Origin of the sequence: Bradyrhizobium sp. BR 10289 (genome assembly GCF_019455385.1) — a bacterium.
Taxonomy (GTDB): domain Bacteria; phylum Pseudomonadota; class Alphaproteobacteria; order Rhizobiales; family Xanthobacteraceae; genus Bradyrhizobium.
The window spans coordinates 32,715-54,895 of sequence record NZ_JACOFR010000010.1 but is presented as its reverse complement, the minus strand read 5'-3'; the positions used below and the strand labels follow the sequence as shown (position 1 = coordinate 54,895).

The following is a 22,181-nucleotide window of genomic DNA, read 5'->3' as shown; positions in this document are numbered from 1 at the left end:
GGGGAGAGGGTCGGAATGAGGGAGAGTCTCCGCGGGGGAGGTGACAGTCGGATTCGCGGAGAGTCCCCCTCACCCGGAATTTGCGGGCGCAAATTCCGGCCTCTCCCCGCACGCGGGGAGAGGCGAAAGAGACCTCACCTTGCCTCCTCAAATCCGGCCAGCACCGAGGTCAGGTTCGCGCCCAGGATATCCGAGAGATAGCCGCCTTCCTGCACGAACACGGTCGGCAGGCCCATCTTCGCGATGGCCTGACCGATGCGGCGGAAGCCGGGCGTGGTGACAGCGAGGCCCTTGAGCGGATCGTGCTCGGAGGCATCGAGGCCAAGAGCGATGACGAGGGCGCCGGGCGAAAAGGACTCGATCGCCTTGCGCACGACGTCCATGGCCTGGATGTAGCCGTCGTCGCCGGTGCCGATGGCGAGCGGAATGTTGAGATTGGTGCCGAGCCCGGGGCCTTCGCCGCGCTCATGCGCGTAGCCCCACACGAATGGATAATACGCGGTCGGATCGGCATGGATCGAGATCGTGTAGACGTCCGGCCGCGCATAGAAGATGCCCTGCGTGCCGTTGCCGTGATGGACGTCGACGTCGAGGATCACGACGCGCTCGTGCTTCTGCCGCAGGTGCGCGGCGGCGATCGCGCTGTTGTTGAGGAAGCAGAAGCCGCCGGCCATGTCGCGATAGGCGTGATGGCCGGGCGGGCGGCAGAGCGCGTAAGTCGCGTCCTCGCCGTCCATCACCATCTGCGCCGCGGTGACCGCAACATCCGTCGCAGCGCAAGCCGCGGCCCAGGTGCCGGGGCCGATCGGCGCCGCGGTATCGGCGGTGTGCCAGCCGAGCTTACCGACGATGTGGGTCGGATAGGTCGCGGCATGGCGCACGGGATGGATGTTGCCGATCATCTCGGGGCCGGAATCGCCGAGCGCGGTCCAGGCGTCCCAGGCTTCGCTGAGGAACGTCAGATATTCGGGGCTGTGAATGCGCGCACGCGGCCCCTGCCCGAACTTGGTCGGCTCGACCAGCTGATGCTTGCCGTCCTTGAGTCCCTTGAGCAGGCGGTCGGCGCGCTCGGGCTGCTCGGTGGTGCGCTTGACGACACCGCGAACCAGGAAGAATTGCGGATCATGGCTGCGATGCAGATCGGTATGGACGGCTTTCACTCAACACTCCGTGGTCGCTTTGAAGATGCCACAGATTGTCTTGATCGCTGCGGCCGCCGGATGCAAGCAAGAAGAATGCCGCCTCTGTCGCACCGCTCTGCACAGTAAGCAGACCGCCTTTGAACCTCAGCAACGCCCGCGCTGAAGGCAGTGCTCGCGGCCCTCCTGGTCGGTGCGGAACGCCTCGATGAAGCCGCCCTGGCGCTGGGTGACGAAGACGGTCTTGCCGTCGCTGCCGCCGAAGGCGAGGTTGGTCGGCTCCTTGCCTTTCAGTGTGATCTCGCGCTCGACCGCGCCGTTCGGCCTCATCAGCGCGATGGTGCCTTTGAGGATGCGCGCGACATAGAGGCGCCCCGCAATGTCGGTGCGCAGGCCGTCGATGGTGTCGGGCTGGAATGCCTTGACGAGCTTCGCGTTGGTGAGCTCGTTGCCATTGATGGCGTAGGACCAGATCTGGCCGCTGCTGGATTCGCCCACATAGAGCGTCCTGCCGTCGGGACTGAGATCGATGCCGTTGGTGGTGCCCATCGCGCGCGGCGCCGCCATAATCTGTCCTTGCACCGAACCATCGGCCGCCTTCGCAATTCGCCAGATGTGACCCTCGCGGCCTTTCCAGTTCGGATCGCTCGCATAGATCGTGCCGTCGCGCGCAATGGTGATGTCGTTCGGCTGGTTCATCTCGTCAGAATGAAACCAGACGGCGGGGTCGGCGCCGCCTTTCCGGATCGCGAAGATGTTGTGCTTCTTGTAGTCGGCGATGAACATGGTGCCGCTACGATCGAAACGGATCGCGTTGCCGACGCTGCCCTCAGGGAGCGTCGTGAACAGCTCCGACGCCGCACCACCCGCGGGCAGCTTGCCGATGGTGCCGGGCCTGCCGAGATTGACGACGAACAGATTGCCGTCGGTATCTGCGGCGGGGCCTTCGATGCCGAAGGTATATTCGCTGGCGGGCGTTACCTGCACGCTGTCGAAAAGTTTAGTCTCGGTTGCGGCCAGCGGCGTCGCGATCAGCAGGATGCTACTGCACAGGCACCAGAAATTCCTGCCGGATGTAATAGCCATCGTCGTCGCTGCACTCGCCATTCAGATAGGGATCTGCGGGCCGGAAGAATCGGCTGAAGCCGGATTTGTCTACAGCGCTCCTTTGTGTCACGACGACGACCTTGCCGGCCGGTATTTCGCCGCATTCCCTGCCGGTTTTACCGAAGAACTTGCGCTGCGGCGGGCCGCCCTTGATCCGCATCCGCGTGCCCGGAACCATTTTGGCGACGAGCAGGTCGGCGGTATCGAGCAGGCGCGTGTAGCCGGGCTCGGTCTTCGGCAGGCTCTCACCACCGGGCGGCATCAGCTTCTCGGCGCCGATGCCGCGCAGGCGCGTGCGCAGCCTGCCGGAGGCAGGATCGCCAGGATAGATCCAGCCGTCCTGTGACAGCATGAAGCGGAGCGCGGTCCTGTCCTTCTCTGCCTCGGATTGTCCTGCCTTCAGGCCAAAATCCGAATGGCAGCCGACGCAATGCTTCTCGACGAGGCCCTTGCGCAAGCTGGTGAGGCGGATGCTGTTCTGCGGGTCCCTGGCAACGAAGGCCGCGAGCTGGTCGATCATCGCCTGGCTGCGCGTGTCGCAGGGCAGCGGCTGCGGTGGATCGCCCGCGGCGCGGTCGATGCGGATGATTGTCTGGTTCTTGTCCTCGACCAGCCAGATCGCACCGTCCTCGGCAACGGTCATGCCGACCGGCGCGCCTTGCGGCCGTGCGCCGTTGACGCGGTGCCAGCCTGCGACCAGTTCCTCGAACGGTGCGGCGGCCACGTCGTTGCCGTCGGCTTGAAAGCTGTGGGTCGGATCGGCCGCACAGCTGACGCGGTAACGCACCGGCGCAGGGCTCGGCTTCGGGAAGCCGTGATCGTCGACATCGTAGATGAGGACGCGGCTGCCGGTCGGGCGATAGCCATGCAGGCCGACCAGCAGCTTGCCCTCCAGCTCCGGAAATTTGGCACCGTGGTAATAGAGCATCGCAAGCGGCGCGCCGTGCGGCGGCATCAGCGTCAACGGCGGCTTGTAGAGCGTATTAGCCGTGCAGAGCGATTTGTAGACGCCCGACTGCAGCACGATCCTGAATTCAGGGCTCGGCGTCGCCAAGTCATAGCAATACGGCCAGCCGTAATGCCTGCCCTGCTCGATGACGTTGATTTCCTCGTTCGGCTTGAAGATGTCGGGCAGGTCGCGGCCGTTCTCGCCTTGCAGGAAGGCGTAGCCGGCATCCGGAAAATTCGGATGCAGCGCCAGCGCCATCGAATTGCGCAGGCCGCGGGCATAGACCATGTGCGGCGGGTCGGCATCCCCAGGCTTCAAGGCCGGGAAGACGCCACCCGAGGGCGGCGTGAACAGCCAGATCGACGCCATCGCGGAGGCGCCTTCGGCTGCCGCACAGGGCTTTGTGATCGGCGCCGGCGTGATGCAGTCATCACTGTGCGAACCGATATTGACGAAAAGCCGCCCGTTCCGGTCGAACACGAATTGCTTGAGCGGGTGTGCGCTTTCGTCGAGCCTGGTGCCGTCGGGCAGGGTGATCCGGCGGCCCGGCATGTGGCGGATGATGGTCTCCACCGTGCTCCGCGGATTGTCTGCGAGTGGATCGAACCGGAAGATCGTCTCGGCGGCCGAGGCATAGAGCTTCTTGTCCGGACCGATCACGAGGCCGAACGGATATTCGATTGCGGTCAGCAGCTCCTTGAAGCGCTGGCCCTGCGGCGCGTGCGGATCGAGCAGCAGCAGCCGTCCGTCGGTATGGCCCCAACCACCCATGTCGGCGACCACGAACAGGTCGCGGCCGGGCACCTGGACAATCGAGCGCGGGAATTTGAGACGATCCTCCTCACTGGCGACGAGGCCGGCGCAAAATCCCGCCTTCATGTCGATCTGGATTCTCGGAAATGTGAGATCGCCGCTGCCGCAGGTCTCCGTGCCGATGGCATAGCCACTCTTCCTCACCGGATCGGACGAGGCCGGGGCAACGCCGAACAGCGCTGCGGCCAAAATCGCTGCAAACACGCGCGAATTTCGGCGTTCGGTGGCGAATGTGAATGGGTTCACGGTGGCCTCCCCCGGACTTTCCGGACAGCTTGTTCCATGGCGCCTCGGCGCCGTCCAGCCATCACCCGCCTGTGATTAAACCTGTAACGACCTTGGCGCCGACCAATCTCCGTAAATTCCCTTACCGGGCTCGCCCCGAATGTTTCGCGAAGGCCTCGGGTGGTATCGGTTTGCCATCCCAATCGCTCCCGATAGGAGACGCATATGGTCCAGGTCTACTTTCACTGCTCCAACACCGAGGGCACGCTGATCGACCGCTACGGCGCCGCCGTCGCCAACCTGGCCGAGGCACGCGACCGCGCCAGCCAGATCATGAACTCGATGATCCAGACGCCCGGTGCCGAAGACTGGCGCGACTGGGTGATCCATGTCAGCGGAGACGACGGCGAAGAGATCTTCGATCTCCCCTTCACCGCCATGCTCGGCAAGCCGCATTGAGATGATGCCATGCTGTTCGCCTCCCTGAGCCTGCTCCGCCAGCCCCTCACCTTTGTCGCCACCAAATGGCAGAAGCTGGTGCGGATCGCCGGCAATCCCTATCGCCCCGAGCTCCACTACATGCGCGGCCCCGGCCCGAAATGGCACGCCAAGTATCAGGCCAGCCGGCTGAACCGCGGGCTTTGAGCCAGCGAACGCCTTATCTCATCATCATGGCCGGGCTTGTCCCAGCCATGATGCGTTTCAGGGATAGCCCGTCCTTCACCTCCCCGTAAATTTCGCCTTGCGCTTCTCGACGAAGGCATTGCGGCCTTCGATGGCGTCAGCGCTTTTGCGGATGGTGGCCTGAAGCTCGATCTCGCGGCGGAATTGCGCCTCGTAGGTCGCATGTTCGCTTTCCTCGACCAGCGCGCGGGTTGCGACCAGGGCGCGCGTGGGGCCCTCGGCGAGGCGCCGCGCCAGGACCAGGGCCTCGTCCATCAGCCTCTCATCGTCGACGACCTGCCGCACCAGGCCGATCTCCTGCGCACGTTCCGCCGTCAGCGGCTCGTTGAGCAGCATCAGCTCGAGCGCGCGCTGCCGACCAATCAGGCGCGGCAGCAGCCAGGTCGAGCCGAGATCGGGCACCAGCGCGATGCGGCTGAACACCTGTATGAAGCTCGCCGACCGAGCTGCGACAATCATGTCACCGGCCATCGCGAGGCTGAAGCCGCCGCCGGCCGCGACGCCGTTGACGGCGACGACCACGGGCACGCGGCATTCGCGCAGCGCCTTGAAGGCCGGCCAGTAGAACCGCATCACGCCGGCGGAGATGTCCTCACCCAGCGCTTCGGACGCCTTCAAATTCTGCCCCGAGCAAAAACCGCGCCCCGCGCCGGTGAGAACCAGGGCGCGGATGCTGTCATCCCCTGTCATGTCGGCGACAGCAGCGGCGAGCGCACCGAGCAGGTCCGGCGTCATCGCGTTCAGGCTTGCCGGCTCGTCCAGCGTCAGGATTCCGACCGCGCCATCCCGCGCCTGTTTCACACCTGCCATGTCGCCTCTCCCTTTGGATGTTCTCGTTGACGGCAATGTGCCATCCTCTGCGCGTCCCGCCAATGCTGAGCTTCCGCGCAGCGCAACAAGCCGAAACACCAGAGATCAAGACGACATCATGCCTCATCAGTTCAGCCTTGCCCAAACCGTCCGCAAGCCCGCCGTCACATCCAAGGGCGGCATCGTCGCCTCGCAATCGCGTCGGGCGGCGGAAGTCGGCGCGCAGGTTCTGGCGGCAGGCGGCGACTGTGTCGACGCGATCGTGGCGACCACCTTCGCGCTCAACGTGCTGGAGCCCTGGAACAGCGGCATCGGCGGCGGCGGTGCGATGGTGCTCTACCGCGCTCGGGAAAATCGCTACGAAGTGATCGACTACGGCATGTGCGCGCCGCAGAGCCTGCGCGCCGCCGACTATCCGCTCAGCGGCGAAGGCGCCGCCTCCGATCTGTTTCCCTGGCCGCGGGTGAAGGGCGACCGCAACATCCACGGTCCCGGTTCGGTCGCGGTGCCCGGCGTCGTCGCCGGCATGGAAGAGGCGCATCGCCGTCACGCAAAACTGCCGTGGAAGGATCTGGTTGCACCGGCTGTCGCGCTGGCCGGCGAAGGCATGCTGGTGGATTGGTGGACCACGCTGATGATCACGAGCTCGGCCGCCGATCTCAGGCGCTATCCGGCAAGCGCGGCGACATTCCTGAAGGACGGCCTGCCGCCGAGTGCGCCATGGGGCATCAAGTCCGAGACGCGGCTGCCGCTGGCCACGCTGAAGGCGACGCTGTCGCATCTCGCTAAGGCGGGTCCGCGCGATTTCTACCAGGGCGACCTCGCCAAAAGCATCGCCTCCGACATCAAGGCCGACGGCGGCTCGCTGTCGGTGGAAGACCTCGCGGCGTTCCGTAGCCATCTGCGCGAGCCGCTGGCGATCCCCTATCGCGGCGGCAAGGTGTTCGCGACGCCGGAGCTCACGGCGGGACCGACCATGGCGCATGCGCTGCGCCTGCTGCAGGACAATCTGAAGCCTGCGGCCATGCCGGACGCGGCCACCTACGGCGAATATGCGGTGGCGCTGCAAGCGGCCTATCGCGAGCGCCTCAAGGACATGGGCGATGCCGACGGTAAGCGCTCGCTTGGCGCGGAATATGTCGCGCCGGCCTGCACCACGCATTTCTCGGTGGTCGACCGCCATGGCAACATGGCTGCGGTGACGCAGACGCTGCTGTCGTCGTTCGGCTCGAAATATGTGACGCCGCACACCGGCATCGCCATGAACAACGGCATCATGTGGTTCGACCCGACGCCCGGCACCACCAATTCGCTCGCTCCGGGCAAACGCTGCCTCACCAACTACACACCCGTCATCGCCGAGACCAAGGACGGCAAGCGCCTCGCGGTCGGCGCTTCCGGCGGCCGCCGCATCCTGCCGTCGGTGACGCAGCTCGTTTCCTTTGCGATGGATTTCGGCATGGATCTCGATGCCGCCATCCATCAGCCGCGCATCGACGCCAGCGAAGGCGCGATCGTCATCGGCGATGCCCGCCTGCCGGCGGAAGCGCGTAAAGCCCTGGCCGCACGCTTCGACTACGAGGAAGCGCGGGTGCAGTCCTTGCCGCAGAAATTCGCCTGCCCGAGCGTCGTGATGCGCGAGGGCGATGTTAATTCGGGCGCAGTCGAGATTTTTCAGCCGTGGGCCGATGCTGTGGCGGAGGGCTGAGGCTAAATCCCCAGCCGATCCCGCACGCGGCCGGCGATCACCGCGGTCGTCACACCCACTGGCCAGAACGCATGCATCGGGATCGGCTTGATGCCGGTGACGGGCATGTCGATCTCGGCCTTGGCGCCGCCGATCAGTCGGCGGGCGAGCTGCGCACCCATCGCCGTCGAAAGCGCAACGCCGCGGCCGTTGCAGCCGAGCGAGATCAGGATGTTCTCGGCCGGCTCGTGCACGTGAGGATAGTGATCCTTGGTGATGGCGAGGCGGCTGTTCCAGCCATGGGTCCAGGCCACGCCCTTGAGCTGCGGCCACAGCCGCTCGGCGTAGCGCATGAGATAGGCAACGTCGCCCGGCGAGTTGATCCAGCGCATCGGGCCGCGGCCGCCCATCAAGAGGCGATTGCTCTGATCGATGCGGTAGTACACCGTGATGTGGCCGCTCTCGTAGAGCACCGGCCGCGTCGGCATGATCGAGCGCGCGACATCGTCCGAGAGCGGCGCCGTGGCGACGATGGAGGAAAACACCGGCACGATGGTGCGGCGGAGCGCCGGCCAGAGATCGTCGGTAAAGCCGTTGGTGGCGAGCAACACCTTATCCGCATGCACGACTGCGCGCGGCGTCTCGATGCGCCAGCGCGTGCCGTCGCGGCGCAGCGACAGCGCCGGCGTCTCGCCATGGACCTTTGCACCGGCAGAGATCGCGGCTCGCGCGAGGCCGCGGGCATAGCTGAGGGGATGCAGGTCGCCGCCGCGGCGATCCAGCATCGCGCCGATATAGCGGTCGGTGCCTGTCATCTCGCGCAATTGCTCGCGGTTCAGATACGACACCGGCATGCCACGGCGGATGCATTGGTCCGCCGTTGCCTTGATCGCGGCGGCGCTGGCCTCGTGATAGGCCACGCGCAACGTGCCGTTCTGCCGCGCCTCGCACGGGATCTGGTAGCGGCGGATCAGGTCATGCGTGAAATTCGGCGTGCCGTAGGAGAATTCGATCATGCGGCGGCCGAGCTCGGTGCCGAAATCGGCCTCGATCTGATCGGGGTCGTGCTTCAAGCCGGGATTGGTGTGGCCGCCGTTATTCCCGGACGCGCCCCAGCCCGGCTCCTGCGCTTCCAGCACCAGCGCCTCGACGCCCTGCTCCGCCAGATGCAGCGCGGTCGACAGGCCGGTGTAGCCGCCGCCGACGATTGCGATGGAGACATTCTTGTCCGTGTCGAGCGGCGGCGTGGCCACCGGCGCGACGGCGGTGTCGGCATAGAGCGAGGGTGGCAGGGGCAAACGCGCGGTCATGGCGAAATCCGAGTCAGAGCGGATGCAGCACGCGGCGCAAAAAGTCCTGCGTGCGTGGATGCTGGGGTTGGTTGAGCACGGATTTGGCCGGGCCCTGCTCGACGATCACGCCGCCGTCGATGAACAGCACGCGGTCGGCGACGTCGCGGGCAAAGCCCATCTCGTGGGTGACGACGACCATGGTCATGCCGTCGTCGGCGAGCTTGCGCATGACACCAAGGACGTCGCCGACCAGCTCGGGATCGAGCGCCGAGGTCGGCTCGTCGAACAGGATCGCCTTGGGCTGCATCGCCAGCGCCCGCGCGATCGCGACGCGCTGCTGCTGGCCGCCGGACAGCTGCGGCGGATGGGCGTCGGCCTTTTCCGCGAGGCCAACCTGGCCGAGCAACGCGCGGCCGCGTTCGAGCACCTGCGCGCGCGGTTCCTTCTTCACGAACAGCGGGCCTTCGACGACGTTCTCAAGCACCGTCCGATGCGGGAACAGGTTGAAGCGCTGGAATACCATCGAGACCTGGGTGCGCACCTTCACGATTGACGGCGCGTCGCGGTCAACCTTGAGGCCCTCGACGCTGATCTCGCCGCGGTCGTAGCTTTCCAGCCCGTTGATGCAGCGCAGGATCGTGGACTTGCCCGAGCCCGAGGGACCGACGATGCAGACCACCTCGCCCTTCTGCACGGAGGCCGTGATGCCCTTGAGCACCTCGACCTTGCCAAAGCTCTTGTGGACGTCGTCGAGCTCGATCATTTCTTGCCCGCCCGCTTCTCGAAGTGACGGACCAGCAGGATCAGCGGGATGCTCATGGTGAGATACATCAACGCAACAAGCGTGAACACGTTGGTGTTCTTGAACGTCGAGGACGCGATCAACTTGCCTTGCAGCGCAAGCTCGGCGACCGTGATGGTCGAGGCCTGCGAGGAATCCTTCAGCATCATGATCATGACGTTGCCGTAAGGTGGCAGCACGATGCGCACCGCCTGCGGCAGCACCACGCGGCGCATGGTCAGCCACCAGCCCATGCCGATCGACTGCGCCGCCTCGATCTGGCCCTTATCGATCGCCTCGATGCCGGCGCGGAAGTTTTCAGCCTGGTAGGCCGAGTACGCGATGCCGAGCCCGAGGATGGCAGCCTGCAAGGCCGACAGCGTGACGCCCAGATCAGGCATCACGAAGTAGAGATAGAACAGCAATACGATGATCGGGATGCCGCGGATCACGTTGATCAGGCTGGCGCTGAGCATCGAGAGCGCCTTGATGCCGGAGACCCGCATCATCGCCCAGATCAGGCCGAGCACCGTCGAGAGCAGCAGCGAGCCGATGGTGACGATAATCGTCAGCGCGACGCCGCTCATCAGGATCGGGAAGAATTCGGCGGCGTCGTGCCAGAAGCCTTTCATCGGGCAGCCTATGTCGATCTAACGCGCTCGATCACCCCTCTTGATCAGCCTTGCGCCTTCTGGCCCCATTTCTCGAGGATCTTGTCAATGGTGCCGTTGGCCTTCAGCTTCGCCAGCGACGCGTTGATCTTGCCGAGCAACGCGGTCTCCCCCTTGCGCACGCCGATGCCGACCGAGCCGACGGTGACGGGCTTGTAGCCATCAACAAGGCGCACCTCGGGAAAGCCGCCCTGCTTCAGATTGTAGGCGAGGATCGGATAGTCGGCGTAGCCGGCCTTGAGGCGCCCCGTGTTCACGTCGCGCAGGATGTCGGGGATGGTGTCGTAAGCCTTGACGTCAGCGAACAGCCCCGACTTCTTCAGGGCATCGACGAAGGCGGTGCCGACTTGCGCGCCGACTGTCTCGCCCTTCAGGTCTTCCTGTGTCGCATAGGCCTTGGTGTCGCTCTTCGGCACCACGAGGCCTTCACCATAGGTGTAGATCGGGTCTGAGAAGTCGACGACCTCCTTGCGCGGCGCGGTGATGAACATCGCAGCCGCAATGATATCGATCTTGCTCGAGGTCAGCGACGGGATCAGCGCCGAGAACGCCATCGGCTCGATCTGCACGTTGAGGCCGGCATCCTTGCCGATCTCGGTGACGAGATCGACCATGATGCCCTGGATGGTGTTGGTCTTGGTGTCGAGGAAAGTGAAGGGAATGCCCGTCGGCGTCGAGCCGACCTTCAGCACCTGCTGCGCGGACGCCGGCATGGTGGCCGAAATCGCGAGCGCCGCGACTGCGGCCTGGACAAAACGCTTCAACGCCATCGCATCCCCCTTTGGGCCCGGCCGATGCGGCGCTCGCAGATGTCTTTTTATCGCAGACGTTGCGGGCCAAGCCGTTTCGGCCTATTTTCACCAATATGAAAATTTGGTCACACTTTCCGAAACGATGCAAGCAATTTTCATGCACATGAAGGAAGCGGTTTGACGTGAGCGGTGGCAAAAGAATGCGCAAACCGGCCGCCGCAAAGCCGGCGAAGAAGACAAGAGCCAGGACAGCTTCGGCCAGGGCGATCGTCAAACCGGCTGAGCCGGCGATGGACGTCGCGGTCGGACGGCGCATCAGGGATCTCCGCCGCGTCAGACAATTCTCGCTCGAAACGGTCGCGGCGCGCACGGATCTTTCGATCGGCTTCCTCAGCCAGATCGAGCGCGGCCTGTCGTCACCGTCGCTGCGCGTGCTGGCCACGCTCGCCGACGTGCTCGGCGTCGGCATCGCCGCATTGTTCGGCGCGAGCCCAAGCGCCGACGGCGCGCCTGATAAGGTCGTCACGCGCGGGCTGCAACGGCCCGAGCTCAAGCTGTGGCGCACCGGCGTGTCCAAGCAATTGCTGAGCCCGGCGGGCGCCGACAACAAGTTGAACCTGTTCCTGGTGCATCTGGAGCCCGGCGGCTCCACCGGCGACGAACTTTACACCCATGACGGTGAGGAGGCCGGCCTCGTGCTGGACGGCGAAATGATGCTGACGGTGGACAGCGAGACATGGTCGCTGAAGACCGGGGACAGTTTTCGGTTCGCGAGCCGGCGGCCGCACCGGTTTTCCAATCCGGCGCAGGATGCGAAGACCGTGGTGCTGTGGGTGAATTGCGTGACGGGGGCTTAGGCTTCCCCGCTTCCGCGCACATGCTCTCAACCCGTCATCCTGAGGTGCGAGTGGCGCGATGCACTAGCATCGCGCCGGGAGCCTCGAAGGATGAACGGCCGAGATGCAGCCGGGCCGTCGCCCTTCGAGGGCCGCTGAAGAAGCGGCCACCTCAGGGTGACGGTGATGGAGTCAATCGAGCGGATAGAGTCTTACCCGAACCTGTGATTGTACCGGTCTACCGTCAGCGCGCTCACATCCACCTCCGGCTTCTTGCCCGACAGCATGTCCGCGAGCACGCGTCCCGAGCCGCAGGACATGGTCCAGCCGAGCGTGCCGTGGCCGGTGTTCAGATGGAGATTGCCGTATTGCGTGGGGCCGATCACGGGCGGACCGTCAGGCGTCATCGGACGCAGGCCGCTCCAAAACGTTGCCTTGGCGAGATCGCCGCCGCGCGGGAACAGATCGGTCAGGGAATGATCGAGCGTGGCGCGGCGGGCGTCGTAGAGTTTTGTCGAGAAGCCGGAGATCTCGGCGGTGCCGCCGACGCGGATGCGATTGCCGAGCCGGGTGATCGCGACCTTGTAGCTCTCGTCCATCACGGTCGATTCCGGCGCGCCGGAAGCGTCCTTGATCGGCACCGTGATCGAATAGCCCTTCACCGGATAGACCGGCAGCGAGATGCCGAGCGGCGCGACCATCTGCGAGGAATAGCTGCCGAGCGCGAGCACGTAGCTGTCGGCCTGCAGCAGGCCGGCGCTGGTTGCAACGCCGCTGACGCGCGCGCCGTCGGTGACGATACGGTCGATGCCGGTGTTGAACACGAAACGCACGCCGAGCGCCTGGGCATGCTTGGCCAGCGCCTGCGTGAACATGTGGCAGTCACCGGTCTCGTCCTGCGGCAGACGAAGCCCGCCGACGAATTTTTCCTTCACGCCTGCGAGCGCCGGTTCGACCGCGATGCAGCCCTCCCGGCTCAGCGTCTCGTAAGGCACGCCGTATTGCTTGAGCACGGCGACGTCTTCGCCGGTGCCGTCGAGCTGGGCCTGGTAGCGGAACAGCTGCAACGTGCCCTGCGAGCGCTCGTCATACTGAATGCCGATATCGCGACGCAGATCGCGCAGGCAGTCGCGGCTGTATTCCGCGATCGGAATCATCCGGCTCTTGTTGACCGCGTAGCGCGCGCTGGTGCAGTTGCGCAGCATCTTGGAGAGCCAGATCCACATCACGGGATCCAGCTTCGGCCGGATCACCAGCGGGCCGTGCTTCATCAGCAGCCACTTGATCGCCTTTACGGGTACCCCGGGGCCGGCCCAGGGCGAGGAATAGCCGGGCGAGACTTCGCCGGCATTGGCAAACGAGGTCTCCAGCGCCGGTTCGGGCTGACGGTCGATGACCGTCACGTCGTGGCCGGCACGTGCGAGGTAGTAGGCAGAGGTGACACCAATGACACCGCTGCCGAGGATCAGAACTTTCACGCTTGGTCAAACTCCCGCGGCATCACGCTCGCCGCTGCAAGGAAACAACTCGCAACGGCGAGAGCAATTATCAGGCCACCCGCTTGATGGCGTCGCCCAAGATCGAGACGATGTCGTCGATATGGCTCTTCTCGACGATAAGCGGCGGCGACAGCGCGAAGGAGTCGCCGCTCATGCGGAAATACAGCCCGCGATTGAAGCAGTCGACCATCACGTCGTAACCACGCGCGCCGACCGTGCCGTCGCGCGGCGACAGCTCGACCGCGCCCATCAAGCCGCAATTGCGGATGTCGATGACGTTGGGCAGGCCCTTCAGCGAGTGCAGCGCATCGCGCCAGTATTCCGCGATCGAGGCGCCGCGCGTGAGCAGGCCTTCGTCCTTGTAGATATCAAGCGTCGCGATGCCGGCGGCGCAGGCGGTCGGATGCGCCGAATAGGTGTAGCCGTGGAACAGCTCCATGACGTTTTCCGGGCCGATCATCATGGCGTCATGCACCTTGCGATGCGCGAACACCGCGCCGCAGGGAATGGTGCCGTTGGTGATGCCTTTGGCTGTCGTCATCAGGTCCGGTGTGACGCCGAAGAAATTGGCGGCGAACGGGGTGCCGAGACGGCCGAACCCGGTAATGACCTCGTCGAAGATCAAGAGGATGCCGTGCTTGTCGCAGATCTCGCGCAGACGGTTGAGATAGCCCTTCGGCGGCGGCAGCACCGCGGTCGAACCGGGCACCGGCTCGACGATGACGGCGGCGATGGTCTCGGCGCCGTGCAGAGCCACCAGACGCTCGAGGTCGTCGGCAAGCTCGGCGCCGTGCTCCGGCTGATCCTTGGCGAAGGCGTTACGGGTGAGATCGTGGGTATGGCGGATGTGGTCGACGCCCGGCAGCAGGGTCGCGAAGGCGCGGCGGTTGGCGACCATGCCGCCGACCGAGGTGCCGCCGAAGCCGACGCCGTGATAGCCGCGCTCGCGGCCGATCAGGCGGGTACGGCTCGCCTGCCCGTTGGCGCGGTGATAGGCGAGCGCGATCTTCAGCGCGGTGTCGACCGATTCGGAGCCGGAGTTGGTGAAGAAGATGCGGTCGAGGCCCTTGGGCGCGATCTCGGCGAGGCGCTCGGCGAAGTCGAACGCCAGCGGATGACCCATCTGGAACGAGGGCGCGAAGTCCAGCGTCATCAGCTGGCGCTCGACGGCGGCGGCGATCTGCTTGCGGCCGTGGCCGGCATTGACGCACCAGAGGCCGGCGGAGCCGTCGATCACCTTACGACCGTCAACGGTGGTGTAGTACATGCCCTCGGCCGAGGAAAACAGGCGCGGCGCCTTCTTGAACTGCCGGTTGGCCGTGAACGGCATCCAGAACGAATCGGTCTTGATAGTGTTCGGAATCTGATGAAGGGTCACGGGCCACGCTCCTTTGCTGACCCGATAGCAGAGCCACGGCTTCGATAGGGCAACAAGTCCTTTTCTGGGGACTTGCAAGCCATTGATTTTGCTCTGCCCGCCGGTCCATATTTGCGCGATCCGCAACACCTGCAACACCGGATCGGGGCAAGGACCAGGACATGAGCGTCGACATCGGTGGACGGCTGCGATTCATCCGGGCGCGCCAGAAGCTGTCGCAGCGCGAGCTTGCCAAGCGTGCCGGCGTCACCAATTCGGCCATCTCGCTGATCGAATCCAACCAGATGAACCCCTCGGTCGGCGCGCTCAAGCGCATCCTCGACGGCATCCCGATGGGACTCGCCGAGTTCTTCGCGCTGGAACCGGAGTCGCGCCGCAAGATCTTCTACCGCGCGGAGGAACTGACCGAGGTCGGCAAGAAGCCGATCTCGTACCGGCAAGTCGGCGACAATCTGTTCGGCCGTAGCCTGCAGATTTTGAAGGAGCGCTACGAGCCCGGCAGCGACACCGGGCGCGTGCACCTCGTCCATGACGGCGAGGAAGGCGGCATCGTCATTTCAGGCAAGTTAGAGGTCACCGTCGAGGACGAGCGCCGCATCCTCAATCCGGGCGATGCCTATTACTTCGAGAGCCGCCGCCCGCATCGTTTCCGCTGCGTCGGCGGCAAGCCATGCGAGGTGATCTCGGCCTGCACGCCGCCGACGTTTTGAGGCGCGCAAGGCTATCCGGGTTCCCACGGAGTGCTCCGTATCATACGGAGCTTGAGGCATCTCAATTTCCGCGCGCCAAACCTCTTATATGGTTTGGGCCGTAGCCGAGACACATTCCGGCGCGGCTCCACAACCGGGCTCGCAGATGAAGATCACGCTCGCCAATGCAGAGGCTGCGCTCGACGAAGTGCAGCGCGACGCCGACAAGCTCCATTCGCAGGAGCTGCGCAAGGCGATTGCCGAATATATCGAGACGCAGCGACAGGCGCTCAAGGCGCTCCGCAAGAAGCTGCATTAGCAACACCCGGCGGAGCGAGACAATCTCGCCCCGCCTGATTGTCTCAGAGCTGCGTCAGCAAGTCCTCGATCCTGATCGGAAACCGGCGAACGCGCACGCCGGTCGCGTGCCAGACCGCATTGGCGACCGCGCCCGCGCTGCCGGTGATGCCGATCTCGCCGACGCCCTTGATGCCGAGTGCATTCACATGCGGATCGTGCTCCTCGACCGTGATCACGTCGAGCGGCGGCACGTCGGCATTCACGGGGATATGGTACTCGCCGAGATTGGCGTTCATGATCCGCCCACTGCGGCGGTCGGTGATGGCCTCCTCGTGCAGCGCGAACGACATGCCCCAGATCATGCCGCCGAACAGCTGGCTCTTCACCAGATGCGGATTGACGATGCGTCCCGCCGCGAAGGCACCGACCATGCGGGAGACACGGATCTGGCCGAGTTCAGGATCGACCTTCACCTCCGCAAACACCGCGCCATGGGCGTGCATGGCATACTCCTCCGTCGCCGCCGGGTTCGGCGCACCGGTGCCGCGGGCCTCGACCTCGGCAACGCCCGCGCGCGCCAGGATATCCACATAGCTCTCGCTGCGGCTCTCGTCGTCACGCCGGATCAGCCGACCGTCGCGCGCGACCACGCCGGCATTGCCGGCGCCGAACAGCGGCGAGCGCTCGTCATTGGTGGCGAGATCGGCAAGCTTTGCGATCACGGCGGCACCGGCGCTGTGGATCGCAGCCCCCGCGGTCGCCGTGTGTGCCGAGCCGCCGGCGATGCCGGCGTCCGGCAGATCGGACGTACCCGCCTTGAACTCGACCCGGTCGATGTCGAGGCCGAGCTCGTCGGCCGCGATCTGGGCCAGCGCCGTCCAGGCGCCCTGCCCCATGTCATGCGCGCCGATCTCCATCGCACCGGAGCCATCGCGGCGGAGCACCGCGCGCGCCTCCGCCTGGAACATCAGCGCGGGGAACGTCGCGGTGCCCATGCCCCAGCCGACGAGCAGACCGGCATCGTCGCGCATCTGCTGCGGCTGGAGCGAGCGCTTCGACCAGCCGAAGCGCGCCGCGCCCTGTTCATAGCAGGCACGCAGTGCTTTTGAGGAGAACGGCTTTCCCGTCATCGGCTCAACCTCGGCGTAGTTCTTCAGCCGGAACGCGAGCGGATCCATGCCGCAGGCCCAGGCCATCTCGTCGATCGCGCTTTCGAGCGCGATCGAACCGGTCGCCTCGCCCGGCGCGCGCATGAACAGCGGCGTGCCGGTGTGGACGCGCACGGCGTCATGCGAGGTGCGGATCGCAGGTGCCGCATAGAGCGTGTGCGAAGCATCGGCCGCGGGCTCGTAAAAGTCGTCGAACGCGCTCGACACGGTTCTGGCATGATGATCGAGCGCGGTGAGACGTCCCTCGCCGTCGGCCCCGATGCGCAGGCGCTGTCGCGTCGGCGCGCGATGGCCGACCGGACCATACATCTGCTCGCGGCGTAGCACCAGCTTGACCGGCTTGCCGACCAGCTTTGCCGCCATGATGCCGAGCACCGGGGGACCGGCCATCAGCCCCTTCGATCCAAAGCCGCCGCCGAGGAACGGGCTGCGGATGTGGATCTTGTCGTGGGCGATGCCGAACAGCTCGGCGACGCGAGCCAGCGACAGCATCAGGCCCTGGGTCGGCATGTCGATCTGGAGACTGTCGCCGTTCCAGGCGGCAACGATCGCATGCGGCTCCATGGCGTTGTGATATTGCGGCGGCGTCTCGTAAGTTGCGTCGATCTGCTTCTCGGCGGCGGCAAGACCGGCCTCGACATCGCCGAGGTGATTTTCGGTGGGGTTACCGACGCCGACGACCGGCGGCACGTAACTCTCGCCGGCGTCGAGACCGACGAGCGGAGGCAGTGTCTCGTAACGTGGCGCCAGCAGCACCGCGCCTTCCGTCGCCGCCTCGAGCGTCTCGGCGATCACGACGGCGATCGGCTGGTTGGCGTAGCGGACCTCGTTGCTCTGCAACACCTCCATCCGGAACACGAACGGATTGGTCTTGATCTCCGGGTCGATCGCAAGCTGCGGCTTGTGGTCCGGCGTCATGACATCGACCACGCCCGGATGGCGTTTTGCGGCGGCGACATCGAGCGAGATCACGCGGCCATGCGCGATGCTGGACACGGCCATCACAGCGAACAGCATGCCGGGCGGATGATTGTCGGCGGCGTAGGTCGCCTGACCCTTGACCTTGAGGATGCCGTCCCGGCGGGTCAGCGGCTGGCCGATGTTCGAGCCGTGGCGCAGATGCGCGGGCGTGCTGGATAGATTGAGCTCAGGCATGAAGGGCTCCGGACGTGGAGGCAAAGGGAGAGGCCGGCAGCGCGGGAATGCGCGCGGGCGTGCCGGCGGCGGCAAGGGTCAGCGCGCGCACGACGATGCGGCGCGCGAGCTCGATCTTGAAGGCGTTGTCGCCGGACGGTTTTGCTTCGCTGAGCGCGCGCCAGGCCGCCTCCTGAAAAGCATCGGCGGTGGGCGCGACGCCCTTGAGCACATCTTCAGCGGCACGCGCACGCCAGGGCTTTGCGGCGACGCTGCCGAGCGCAAGCCGCGCCTCCGCGATCTTGCCATTCTCGATCCGCAACGCGGCCGCAGCCGACACCACGGCGAAGGCGTAGGACGTGCGCTCGCGAACCTTGAGGTAGCGGGCATGCGTGGCAAAGCCGCGCGCCGCCGGCGGCAGGCGCACTGCGACAATGAGATCGCCCGGTTCGAGCGCCGATTCACGCTCCGGCGTATTGCCGGGCAGACGGTGCAGATCGTCTAGAGCGATCTCGCGACGACCGTTCCTGCCTTCGATCTCGACGATCGCGTCAAGCGCGACCAGAGGTACGCAGAAGTCCGAGGGGTGCGTCGCGATGCAGCTCTCGCTCCAGCCGAGCACGGCATGGCCGCGGTTCTCGCCGTCGCGGGCGTCGCAGCCGGAGCCGGCCTCGCGTTTGTTGCAGCGGCTGGCGGTGTCGTAGAAATACGCGCAGCGCGTCCGCTGCAGCAGATTGCCGCCGACGGTCGCAGCATTGCGCAGTTGTGCCGACGCGCCGGAGAGCAGCGCTTCGGCGACGGCCGGATAGGACTTCGCGAAGTTTGCGTCATGCGCGAGGTCGGCGTTGCTGACGAGCGCACCGATACGCAACGATCCGTCGGCGAGGGTCTCGATTTGATCGAGCCCGCCGAGATGCGTGACATCGACAAGGCGATCCGGACGGCTGATATTGCCCTTCATCAGATCGAGCAGATTGGTGCCGGCGGCAAGATAGACGGCACCCGGCTGGGCGGCGGCAGCGACGGCTTCAGCGACCGTGGCCGGCCTGACATAATCGAACTGTTTCATGCGAAGCGCCTCTGATTGGTCTCGTCCATGCCGGCCTGCGCCTCGAGTACGGCATCGACGATGCCGGCATAGGCGCCGCAGCGGCACAGATTGCCGCTCATGCATTCGCGAATGCGCTCGGGATCGTTGCCGGCTTGCGCTTCCTGCATCATGCCGATCGCGCTCATGATCTGGCCGGGCGTGCAGAAGCCGCACTGGAAGCCGTCATGGGCGATGAAGGCAGCCTGCACGGGGTGAAGCTGGTCGCCGCGCGCGACGCCTTCGATGGTGAGGATGTTGGCGCCGTCATGGCTGATGGCGAGCGCGAGGCAGGAGTTGATCCGCTTGCCGTCGACGAGAATGGTGCAGGCCCCGCATTGGCCGCGGTCGCATCCCTTCTTGGTTCCGGTCAGATGGAGGCGCTCACGCAGGAGATCGAGCAGCGTGACGCGCGGATCGTCGAGGACGAAGTCGCGCCGCGCACCGTTCACGGTGACGCTGATGGAGTGGTTCATACAAGGCTCCGATCAGATATGGACATGGCTCATCGGCCGGCGCGCCACCTCCGTGGCCGCCGTCGACATGTGCCGGCCGAGCGAAACCCGGCCAACATCTCGACGAAGATACGGAGGCACCCTCCGCTTAACAAGGGTCGCGGAAAAATATTTGGAATTGGTCAAAAGCCCATGCGCGACCAACGCGATGCTGTCCTGCGCGGGTCCGACGAGGGTTCAATCTAACCAATTCGTGATCTACATTGCCGATATGGACGACCACACCGACCAGATTCGGAAGCCCCGCGCCGATGCCGTACGCAATCGCGAGCGCGTGCTCGAAGCCGCCAAGGTCGTGTTCAGCGCCGGCGGGCCCGAAGCGAGCCTGGAGGCCGTCGCCAAACGCGCCGGCGTCGGCATCGGCACGCTCTACCGACACTTTCCGACGCGCGAGGATTTGTTCGAGGCGGTGTACCGGCGCGAGGTCGAGCAGCTCAGCGAGCTTGCCGAGCAATTGAGGAATGCGAAGGACCCGGTCGACGCGCTCAGGCGCTGGTTGCACTCAGGTGTCGAATTCGTCGCGACGAAAAAGGGCATGGTGGCGGCGCTGGCGCTCGCGGTGCAGAGCGGGTCTGAGCTGCATGCCTTCTCCTTCGAGCGCCTGACCAAGGCGACAGGCTCGCTGCTCGCGCGCGCGGTCGCCGCCGGCGAGATGCGCGCCGACATCAGTCCCGAGGATCTGCTGCGCGCGTTCTTCGGCATGTGCTACATCCACGACCAACCCGGCTGGCAAGCAACCGCACTGCGGCTGCTGGATGTATTCATCGACGGCCTGCGCGTGCAGCCGGCGACCAAGGCCAAGGCCAAGGCCAAGGCCCGCGTTGGCAAACCCGAGAAGCCGGCGCCGAAACGGAAGCGATAGCCCGCCCGTATCTCCCTCGGGGCGTGCTAGGATCAGCACCGCCGGGATTTCAACGCGGAGCCTATCATGCGCATTGCCGCCTTGCTCGTCGCCTTCATGATCACCCTCGGTGCCGCTCCGGCATTCGCCGACGACGTTGCCGTTGCACAGGGCGTCATCCGCGCCCAGGAGCAGGCCTTTGCACGCGACGATGCGAATGCGGCCTATTCCTACGCCGCACCGGCGATCAGGGAGATCTTCCCCGCACCCGACATCTTCATGTCGATGGTGCAGAACGGCTACGCGCCGGTCTACCGGCATAAGAGCTTTGAGTTCGGCGAGAGCAAGAGTGAAGGCAACTGGGTCTCCCAGCGTGTTCACATCGTCGACGCCAATGGCGAGGCGTGGGAAGCGCTCTATACGCTCGAGCAGCAGGCTGACGGCAGCTACAAGATCACCGGCTGCTCGCTGCTGAAGGTGGGGCGGGAAGTTTAGGTCGCGAATCCCGGCCCTGCCTTGACCGCATTCATCCGCGAACGGATCAACAGCGTCAGCACGATGCCGATATTCAGCGCGCTCCACGCTACGCCGTTCGCGAAGGCCGCGGCATAAGAGCCCGTCGCATCGAAGATGACGCCCGACACCCAGCCGCCAAAGGACATGCCGAACACGGAGGCGAAGATCACGATGCCGACGCGGGTCGCCGCTTCGCCTGCCGGCATCGCCTCGCGCACGATGATGGCGTAGCTCGGCACAATGCCGCCCTGGAACAGGCCGAACATCGCGGAGATGATGTAGAGCGAGGCGAGGCTGTCGAAGAACAGGTAGAATACCAGCGCAAAGCCTTGCGCCAGCGCACCGATCAGCAGCGTCCGGATGCCGCCGATCTTGTCGGCGAGATAGCCCGAGCCGATCCGGCTGACGACGCCGCAGGCCATCATCAAGGACAGCATCTCGGAGCCGCGCGCCACGCCATAGCCGAGGTCGCCGCAATAGGCGACGATATGCACCTGCGGCATCGCCATGGCGACGCAGCAGGAGATGCTGGCGATTGAAAGCAGCACCGTCAGCGTGTTGGTCGACAGCCGGAGATCGACGCGCGGCGGCGGCGCATTGGCATGGTCGCGGATATGGTCATTGCCCATCTGCGCGCGCAAGACCAGCACCAGGGTGGTCATCAGGCTCACGCAAACAAGGCCGAGGCCGATATGAGTATAGCGCCAGCCGATCGTCTGCAGGCCCGCATTGACGAGCGGCGGCCACATCGTGCCGGCAACGTAATTGCCGCTGGCGACGATGGTCACGGCAAGGCCCCGATAACGCTCGAACCAGTGCGAGGCCTCCGCCATCAGCGGCGCGAAGGTCGCTGATGTGCCGAGCCCGATCAGGAAATAAGCCGCGACGAACTGCCAGAGCTGGGTCGAAAGCCCCGCCAGCGTATTGGCAATGCCGAGGAAGGCGATGCTGATCGCCATCGCCGGCACGATGCCAAACCGGTCAGTGATCTTGCCGGCGATCACGCCGCCGAGCCCGAAGCCGAACATCATGAGGGTGAAAGGCAGCGACACCGCGCCGCGCGTGGCGGCGAATTCGGTCTGCACTGCGGGGATCATGACGACGATCGCCCACATGCCGACGCCGCCGATCGAACTTATGACAAGCGCAAGCAGCAATCGCACCCAGGCCTGACGGGAATCAGGGGCGAACGGAGCCGGCTTCTGTCCTGGATGATTTGGGGCGTGCACGGCGCGGACCATGTTCGCGGTGTGCCTCGCGGTCAACCGGCGTGGCGATATATTGGGCATGCGCGGTGCACTGCGGTA

General features: G+C 65.3%; 22 protein-coding genes. 8 read left to right on the top strand and 14 right to left on the bottom strand.

Annotation, left to right across the window (positions count from 1 at the left end):
- Nucleotides 1-134 precede the first annotated feature (134 nt).
- The 3 genes from HYH08_RS18355 to HYH08_RS18345 all read right to left on the bottom strand — a co-directional run bounded on the left by HYH08_RS18355 (nt 135) and on the right by HYH08_RS18345 (nt 4,254).
- Complete coding sequence (locus HYH08_RS18355; RefSeq protein ID WP_220011204.1) at nt 135-1,160, bottom strand: histone deacetylase family protein; 1,026 nt, start codon at nt 1,158-1,160, stop codon at nt 135-137.
- A 126-nt stretch (nt 1,161-1,286) separates the two neighbouring features.
- Nucleotides 1,287-2,225: an SMP-30/gluconolactonase/LRE family protein gene (locus HYH08_RS18350; RefSeq protein WP_220011203.1), complete on the bottom strand. Its 939-nt coding sequence runs from the start codon at nt 2,223-2,225 to the stop codon at nt 1,287-1,289.
- Nucleotides 2,182-4,254 (bottom strand): PQQ-dependent sugar dehydrogenase, encoded by a 2,073-nt coding sequence (locus HYH08_RS18345; RefSeq protein WP_220011202.1) that lies wholly within the window; start codon nt 4,252-4,254, stop codon nt 2,182-2,184. The genes HYH08_RS18350 and HYH08_RS18345 overlap by 44 nt, the downstream gene beginning before the upstream one ends.
- Nucleotides 4,255-4,458: 204 nt before the next feature.
- Here HYH08_RS18345 and HYH08_RS18340 point away from each other — a divergent pair, with 204 nt between their 5' ends.
- Together HYH08_RS18340 and HYH08_RS18335 are read left to right on the top strand one after the other, a co-directional pair.
- A complete protein-coding gene (locus HYH08_RS18340) occupies nt 4,459-4,692 on the top strand; it encodes a DUF6894 family protein (protein WP_220011201.1) in 234 nt (77 codons plus the stop codon).
- Between the two features lie 9 nt (nt 4,693-4,701).
- Entirely contained in the window at nt 4,702-4,878 is a 177-nt protein-coding gene (locus HYH08_RS18335; RefSeq protein ID WP_220011200.1) for a hypothetical protein, read from the top strand.
- 75 nt (nt 4,879-4,953) lie between these two features.
- Here HYH08_RS18335 and HYH08_RS18330 read toward each other — a convergent pair whose 3' ends face one another.
- Entirely contained in the window at nt 4,954-5,727 is a 774-nt protein-coding gene (locus HYH08_RS18330; protein WP_220011199.1) for an enoyl-CoA hydratase-related protein, read from the bottom strand.
- Between the two features lie 118 nt (nt 5,728-5,845).
- On the opposite strand from HYH08_RS18330, the gene HYH08_RS18325 reads away from it, so the two are divergent.
- Entirely contained in the window at nt 5,846-7,435 is a 1,590-nt protein-coding gene (locus HYH08_RS18325) for a gamma-glutamyltransferase family protein (RefSeq protein ID WP_220011198.1), read from the top strand.
- Between the two features lie 2 nt (nt 7,436-7,437).
- Here the strand turns inward: HYH08_RS18325 and HYH08_RS18320 are convergent, their stop codons facing one another.
- The 4 genes from HYH08_RS18320 to HYH08_RS18305 are packed head-to-tail and all read right to left on the bottom strand — an operon-like array spanning nt 7,438 to nt 10,928.
- A complete protein-coding gene (locus HYH08_RS18320) occupies nt 7,438-8,724 on the bottom strand; it encodes an NAD(P)/FAD-dependent oxidoreductase (protein ID WP_220011197.1) in 1,287 nt (428 codons plus the stop codon).
- Nucleotides 8,725-8,737: 13 nt separating this feature from the next.
- The gene (locus HYH08_RS18315; RefSeq protein WP_220011196.1) at nt 8,738-9,469 is read right to left on the bottom strand and encodes an amino acid ABC transporter ATP-binding protein; all 732 of its coding nucleotides are present in this window, start codon (nt 9,467-9,469) and stop codon (nt 8,738-8,740) included.
- Nucleotides 9,466-10,119 (bottom strand): amino acid ABC transporter permease, encoded by a 654-nt coding sequence (locus tag HYH08_RS18310; RefSeq protein WP_220011195.1) that lies wholly within the window; start codon nt 10,117-10,119, stop codon nt 9,466-9,468. The genes HYH08_RS18315 and HYH08_RS18310 overlap by 4 nt, the downstream gene beginning before the upstream one ends.
- Before the next feature lie 44 nt (nt 10,120-10,163).
- Complete coding sequence (locus tag HYH08_RS18305) at nt 10,164-10,928, bottom strand: ABC transporter substrate-binding protein (RefSeq protein ID WP_220011194.1); 765 nt, start codon at nt 10,926-10,928, stop codon at nt 10,164-10,166.
- Nucleotides 10,929-11,110: 182 nt separating this feature from the next.
- On the opposite strand from HYH08_RS18305, the gene HYH08_RS18300 reads away from it, so the two are divergent.
- The gene (locus HYH08_RS18300; protein WP_220011193.1) at nt 11,111-11,767 is read left to right on the top strand and encodes a helix-turn-helix domain-containing protein; all 657 of its coding nucleotides are present in this window, start codon (nt 11,111-11,113) and stop codon (nt 11,765-11,767) included.
- A gap of 191 nt (nt 11,768-11,958) precedes the next feature.
- On the opposite strand, the gene HYH08_RS18295 is transcribed toward HYH08_RS18300, so the two are convergent.
- Entirely contained in the window at nt 11,959-13,224 is a 1,266-nt protein-coding gene (locus HYH08_RS18295) for a D-amino acid dehydrogenase (protein ID WP_220011192.1), read from the bottom strand.
- 70 nt (nt 13,225-13,294) lie between these two features.
- Complete coding sequence (gene aptA / locus HYH08_RS18290; RefSeq protein ID WP_220011191.1) at nt 13,295-14,623, bottom strand: omega-aminotransferase AptA; 1,329 nt, start codon at nt 14,621-14,623, stop codon at nt 13,295-13,297.
- A gap of 161 nt (nt 14,624-14,784) precedes the next feature.
- On the opposite strand from aptA, the gene HYH08_RS18285 reads away from it, so the two are divergent.
- Complete coding sequence (locus HYH08_RS18285; RefSeq protein WP_220011190.1) at nt 14,785-15,333, top strand: cupin domain-containing protein; 549 nt, start codon at nt 14,785-14,787, stop codon at nt 15,331-15,333.
- Nucleotides 15,334-15,478: 145 nt separating this feature from the next.
- A complete protein-coding gene (locus tag HYH08_RS18280; RefSeq protein ID WP_220011189.1) occupies nt 15,479-15,631 on the top strand; it encodes a hypothetical protein in 153 nt (50 codons plus the stop codon).
- Between the two features lie 43 nt (nt 15,632-15,674).
- On the opposite strand, the gene HYH08_RS18275 is transcribed toward HYH08_RS18280, so the two are convergent.
- Genes HYH08_RS18275 through HYH08_RS18265 form a run of 3 tightly spaced genes read right to left on the bottom strand, consistent with a single transcriptional unit; the run spans nt 15,675 to nt 19,478 of the window.
- On the bottom strand, nt 15,675-17,936 hold the full coding sequence (locus tag HYH08_RS18275; RefSeq protein WP_220011188.1) for a xanthine dehydrogenase family protein molybdopterin-binding subunit: 2,262 nt from the start codon (nt 17,934-17,936) through the stop codon (nt 15,675-15,677).
- The gene (locus HYH08_RS18270; protein WP_220011187.1) at nt 17,929-18,984 is read right to left on the bottom strand and encodes an FAD binding domain-containing protein; all 1,056 of its coding nucleotides are present in this window, start codon (nt 18,982-18,984) and stop codon (nt 17,929-17,931) included. Before HYH08_RS18270 ends, HYH08_RS18275 begins: the two co-directional genes overlap by 8 nt.
- The gene (locus HYH08_RS18265; protein ID WP_220011186.1) at nt 18,981-19,478 is read right to left on the bottom strand and encodes a (2Fe-2S)-binding protein; all 498 of its coding nucleotides are present in this window, start codon (nt 19,476-19,478) and stop codon (nt 18,981-18,983) included. The genes HYH08_RS18270 and HYH08_RS18265 overlap by 4 nt, the downstream gene beginning before the upstream one ends.
- A 250-nt stretch (nt 19,479-19,728) precedes the next feature.
- Here HYH08_RS18265 and HYH08_RS18260 point away from each other — a divergent pair, with 250 nt between their 5' ends.
- Nucleotides 19,729-20,379: a TetR/AcrR family transcriptional regulator gene (locus HYH08_RS18260; protein WP_220011356.1), complete on the top strand. Its 651-nt coding sequence runs from the start codon at nt 19,729-19,731 to the stop codon at nt 20,377-20,379.
- A 66-nt stretch (nt 20,380-20,445) separates the two neighbouring features.
- The gene (locus HYH08_RS18255; RefSeq protein WP_220011185.1) at nt 20,446-20,853 is read left to right on the top strand and encodes a DUF4864 domain-containing protein; all 408 of its coding nucleotides are present in this window, start codon (nt 20,446-20,448) and stop codon (nt 20,851-20,853) included.
- Here HYH08_RS18255 and HYH08_RS18250 read toward each other — a convergent pair.
- Nucleotides 20,850-22,115, bottom strand: coding sequence for an MFS transporter (locus tag HYH08_RS18250; protein ID WP_220011184.1), 1,266 nt, complete (start codon nt 22,113-22,115; stop codon nt 20,850-20,852). The genes HYH08_RS18255 and HYH08_RS18250 overlap by 4 nt on opposite strands.
- Nucleotides 22,116-22,181: the final 66 nt, after the last annotated feature.

Bases quoted from the DNA above. Each gene is read 5' to 3' on its own strand.
- HYH08_RS18300 (WP_220011193.1), top strand. From the start codon at position 11,111: ATGCGCAAACCGGCCGCCGCAAAGCCGGCGAAGAAGACAAGAGCCAGG.
- HYH08_RS18260 (WP_220011356.1), top strand. From the start codon at position 19,729: ATGGACGACCACACCGACCAGATTCGGAAGCCCCGCGCCGATGCCGTA.
- HYH08_RS18265 (WP_220011186.1), bottom strand. From the start codon at position 19,478: ATGAACCACTCCATCAGCGTCACCGTGAACGGTGCGCGGCGCGACTTC.
- HYH08_RS18350 (WP_220011203.1), bottom strand. From the start codon at position 2,225: ATGGCTATTACATCCGGCAGGAATTTCTGGTGCCTGTGCAGTAGCATC.
- HYH08_RS18255 (WP_220011185.1), top strand. From the start codon at position 20,446: ATGCGCATTGCCGCCTTGCTCGTCGCCTTCATGATCACCCTCGGTGCC.
- HYH08_RS18315 (WP_220011196.1), bottom strand. From the start codon at position 9,469: ATGATCGAGCTCGACGACGTCCACAAGAGCTTTGGCAAGGTCGAGGTG.
- HYH08_RS18250 (WP_220011184.1), bottom strand. From the start codon at position 22,115: ATGGTCCGCGCCGTGCACGCCCCAAATCATCCAGGACAGAAGCCGGCT.
- HYH08_RS18310 (WP_220011195.1), bottom strand. From the start codon at position 10,119: ATGAAAGGCTTCTGGCACGACGCCGCCGAATTCTTCCCGATCCTGATG.
- HYH08_RS18285 (WP_220011190.1), top strand. From the start codon at position 14,785: ATGAGCGTCGACATCGGTGGACGGCTGCGATTCATCCGGGCGCGCCAG.
- HYH08_RS18335 (WP_220011200.1), top strand. From the start codon at position 4,702: ATGCTGTTCGCCTCCCTGAGCCTGCTCCGCCAGCCCCTCACCTTTGTC.
- HYH08_RS18275 (WP_220011188.1), bottom strand. From the start codon at position 17,936: ATGCCTGAGCTCAATCTATCCAGCACGCCCGCGCATCTGCGCCACGGC.
- HYH08_RS18305 (WP_220011194.1), bottom strand. From the start codon at position 10,928: ATGGCGTTGAAGCGTTTTGTCCAGGCCGCAGTCGCGGCGCTCGCGATT.
- HYH08_RS18340 (WP_220011201.1), top strand. From the start codon at position 4,459: ATGGTCCAGGTCTACTTTCACTGCTCCAACACCGAGGGCACGCTGATC.
- HYH08_RS18325 (WP_220011198.1), top strand. From the start codon at position 5,846: ATGCCTCATCAGTTCAGCCTTGCCCAAACCGTCCGCAAGCCCGCCGTC.
- HYH08_RS18320 (WP_220011197.1), bottom strand. From the start codon at position 8,724: ATGACCGCGCGTTTGCCCCTGCCACCCTCGCTCTATGCCGACACCGCC.
- HYH08_RS18280 (WP_220011189.1), top strand. From the start codon at position 15,479: ATGAAGATCACGCTCGCCAATGCAGAGGCTGCGCTCGACGAAGTGCAG.
- HYH08_RS18330 (WP_220011199.1), bottom strand. From the start codon at position 5,727: ATGGCAGGTGTGAAACAGGCGCGGGATGGCGCGGTCGGAATCCTGACG.
- HYH08_RS18270 (WP_220011187.1), bottom strand. From the start codon at position 18,984: ATGAAACAGTTCGATTATGTCAGGCCGGCCACGGTCGCTGAAGCCGTC.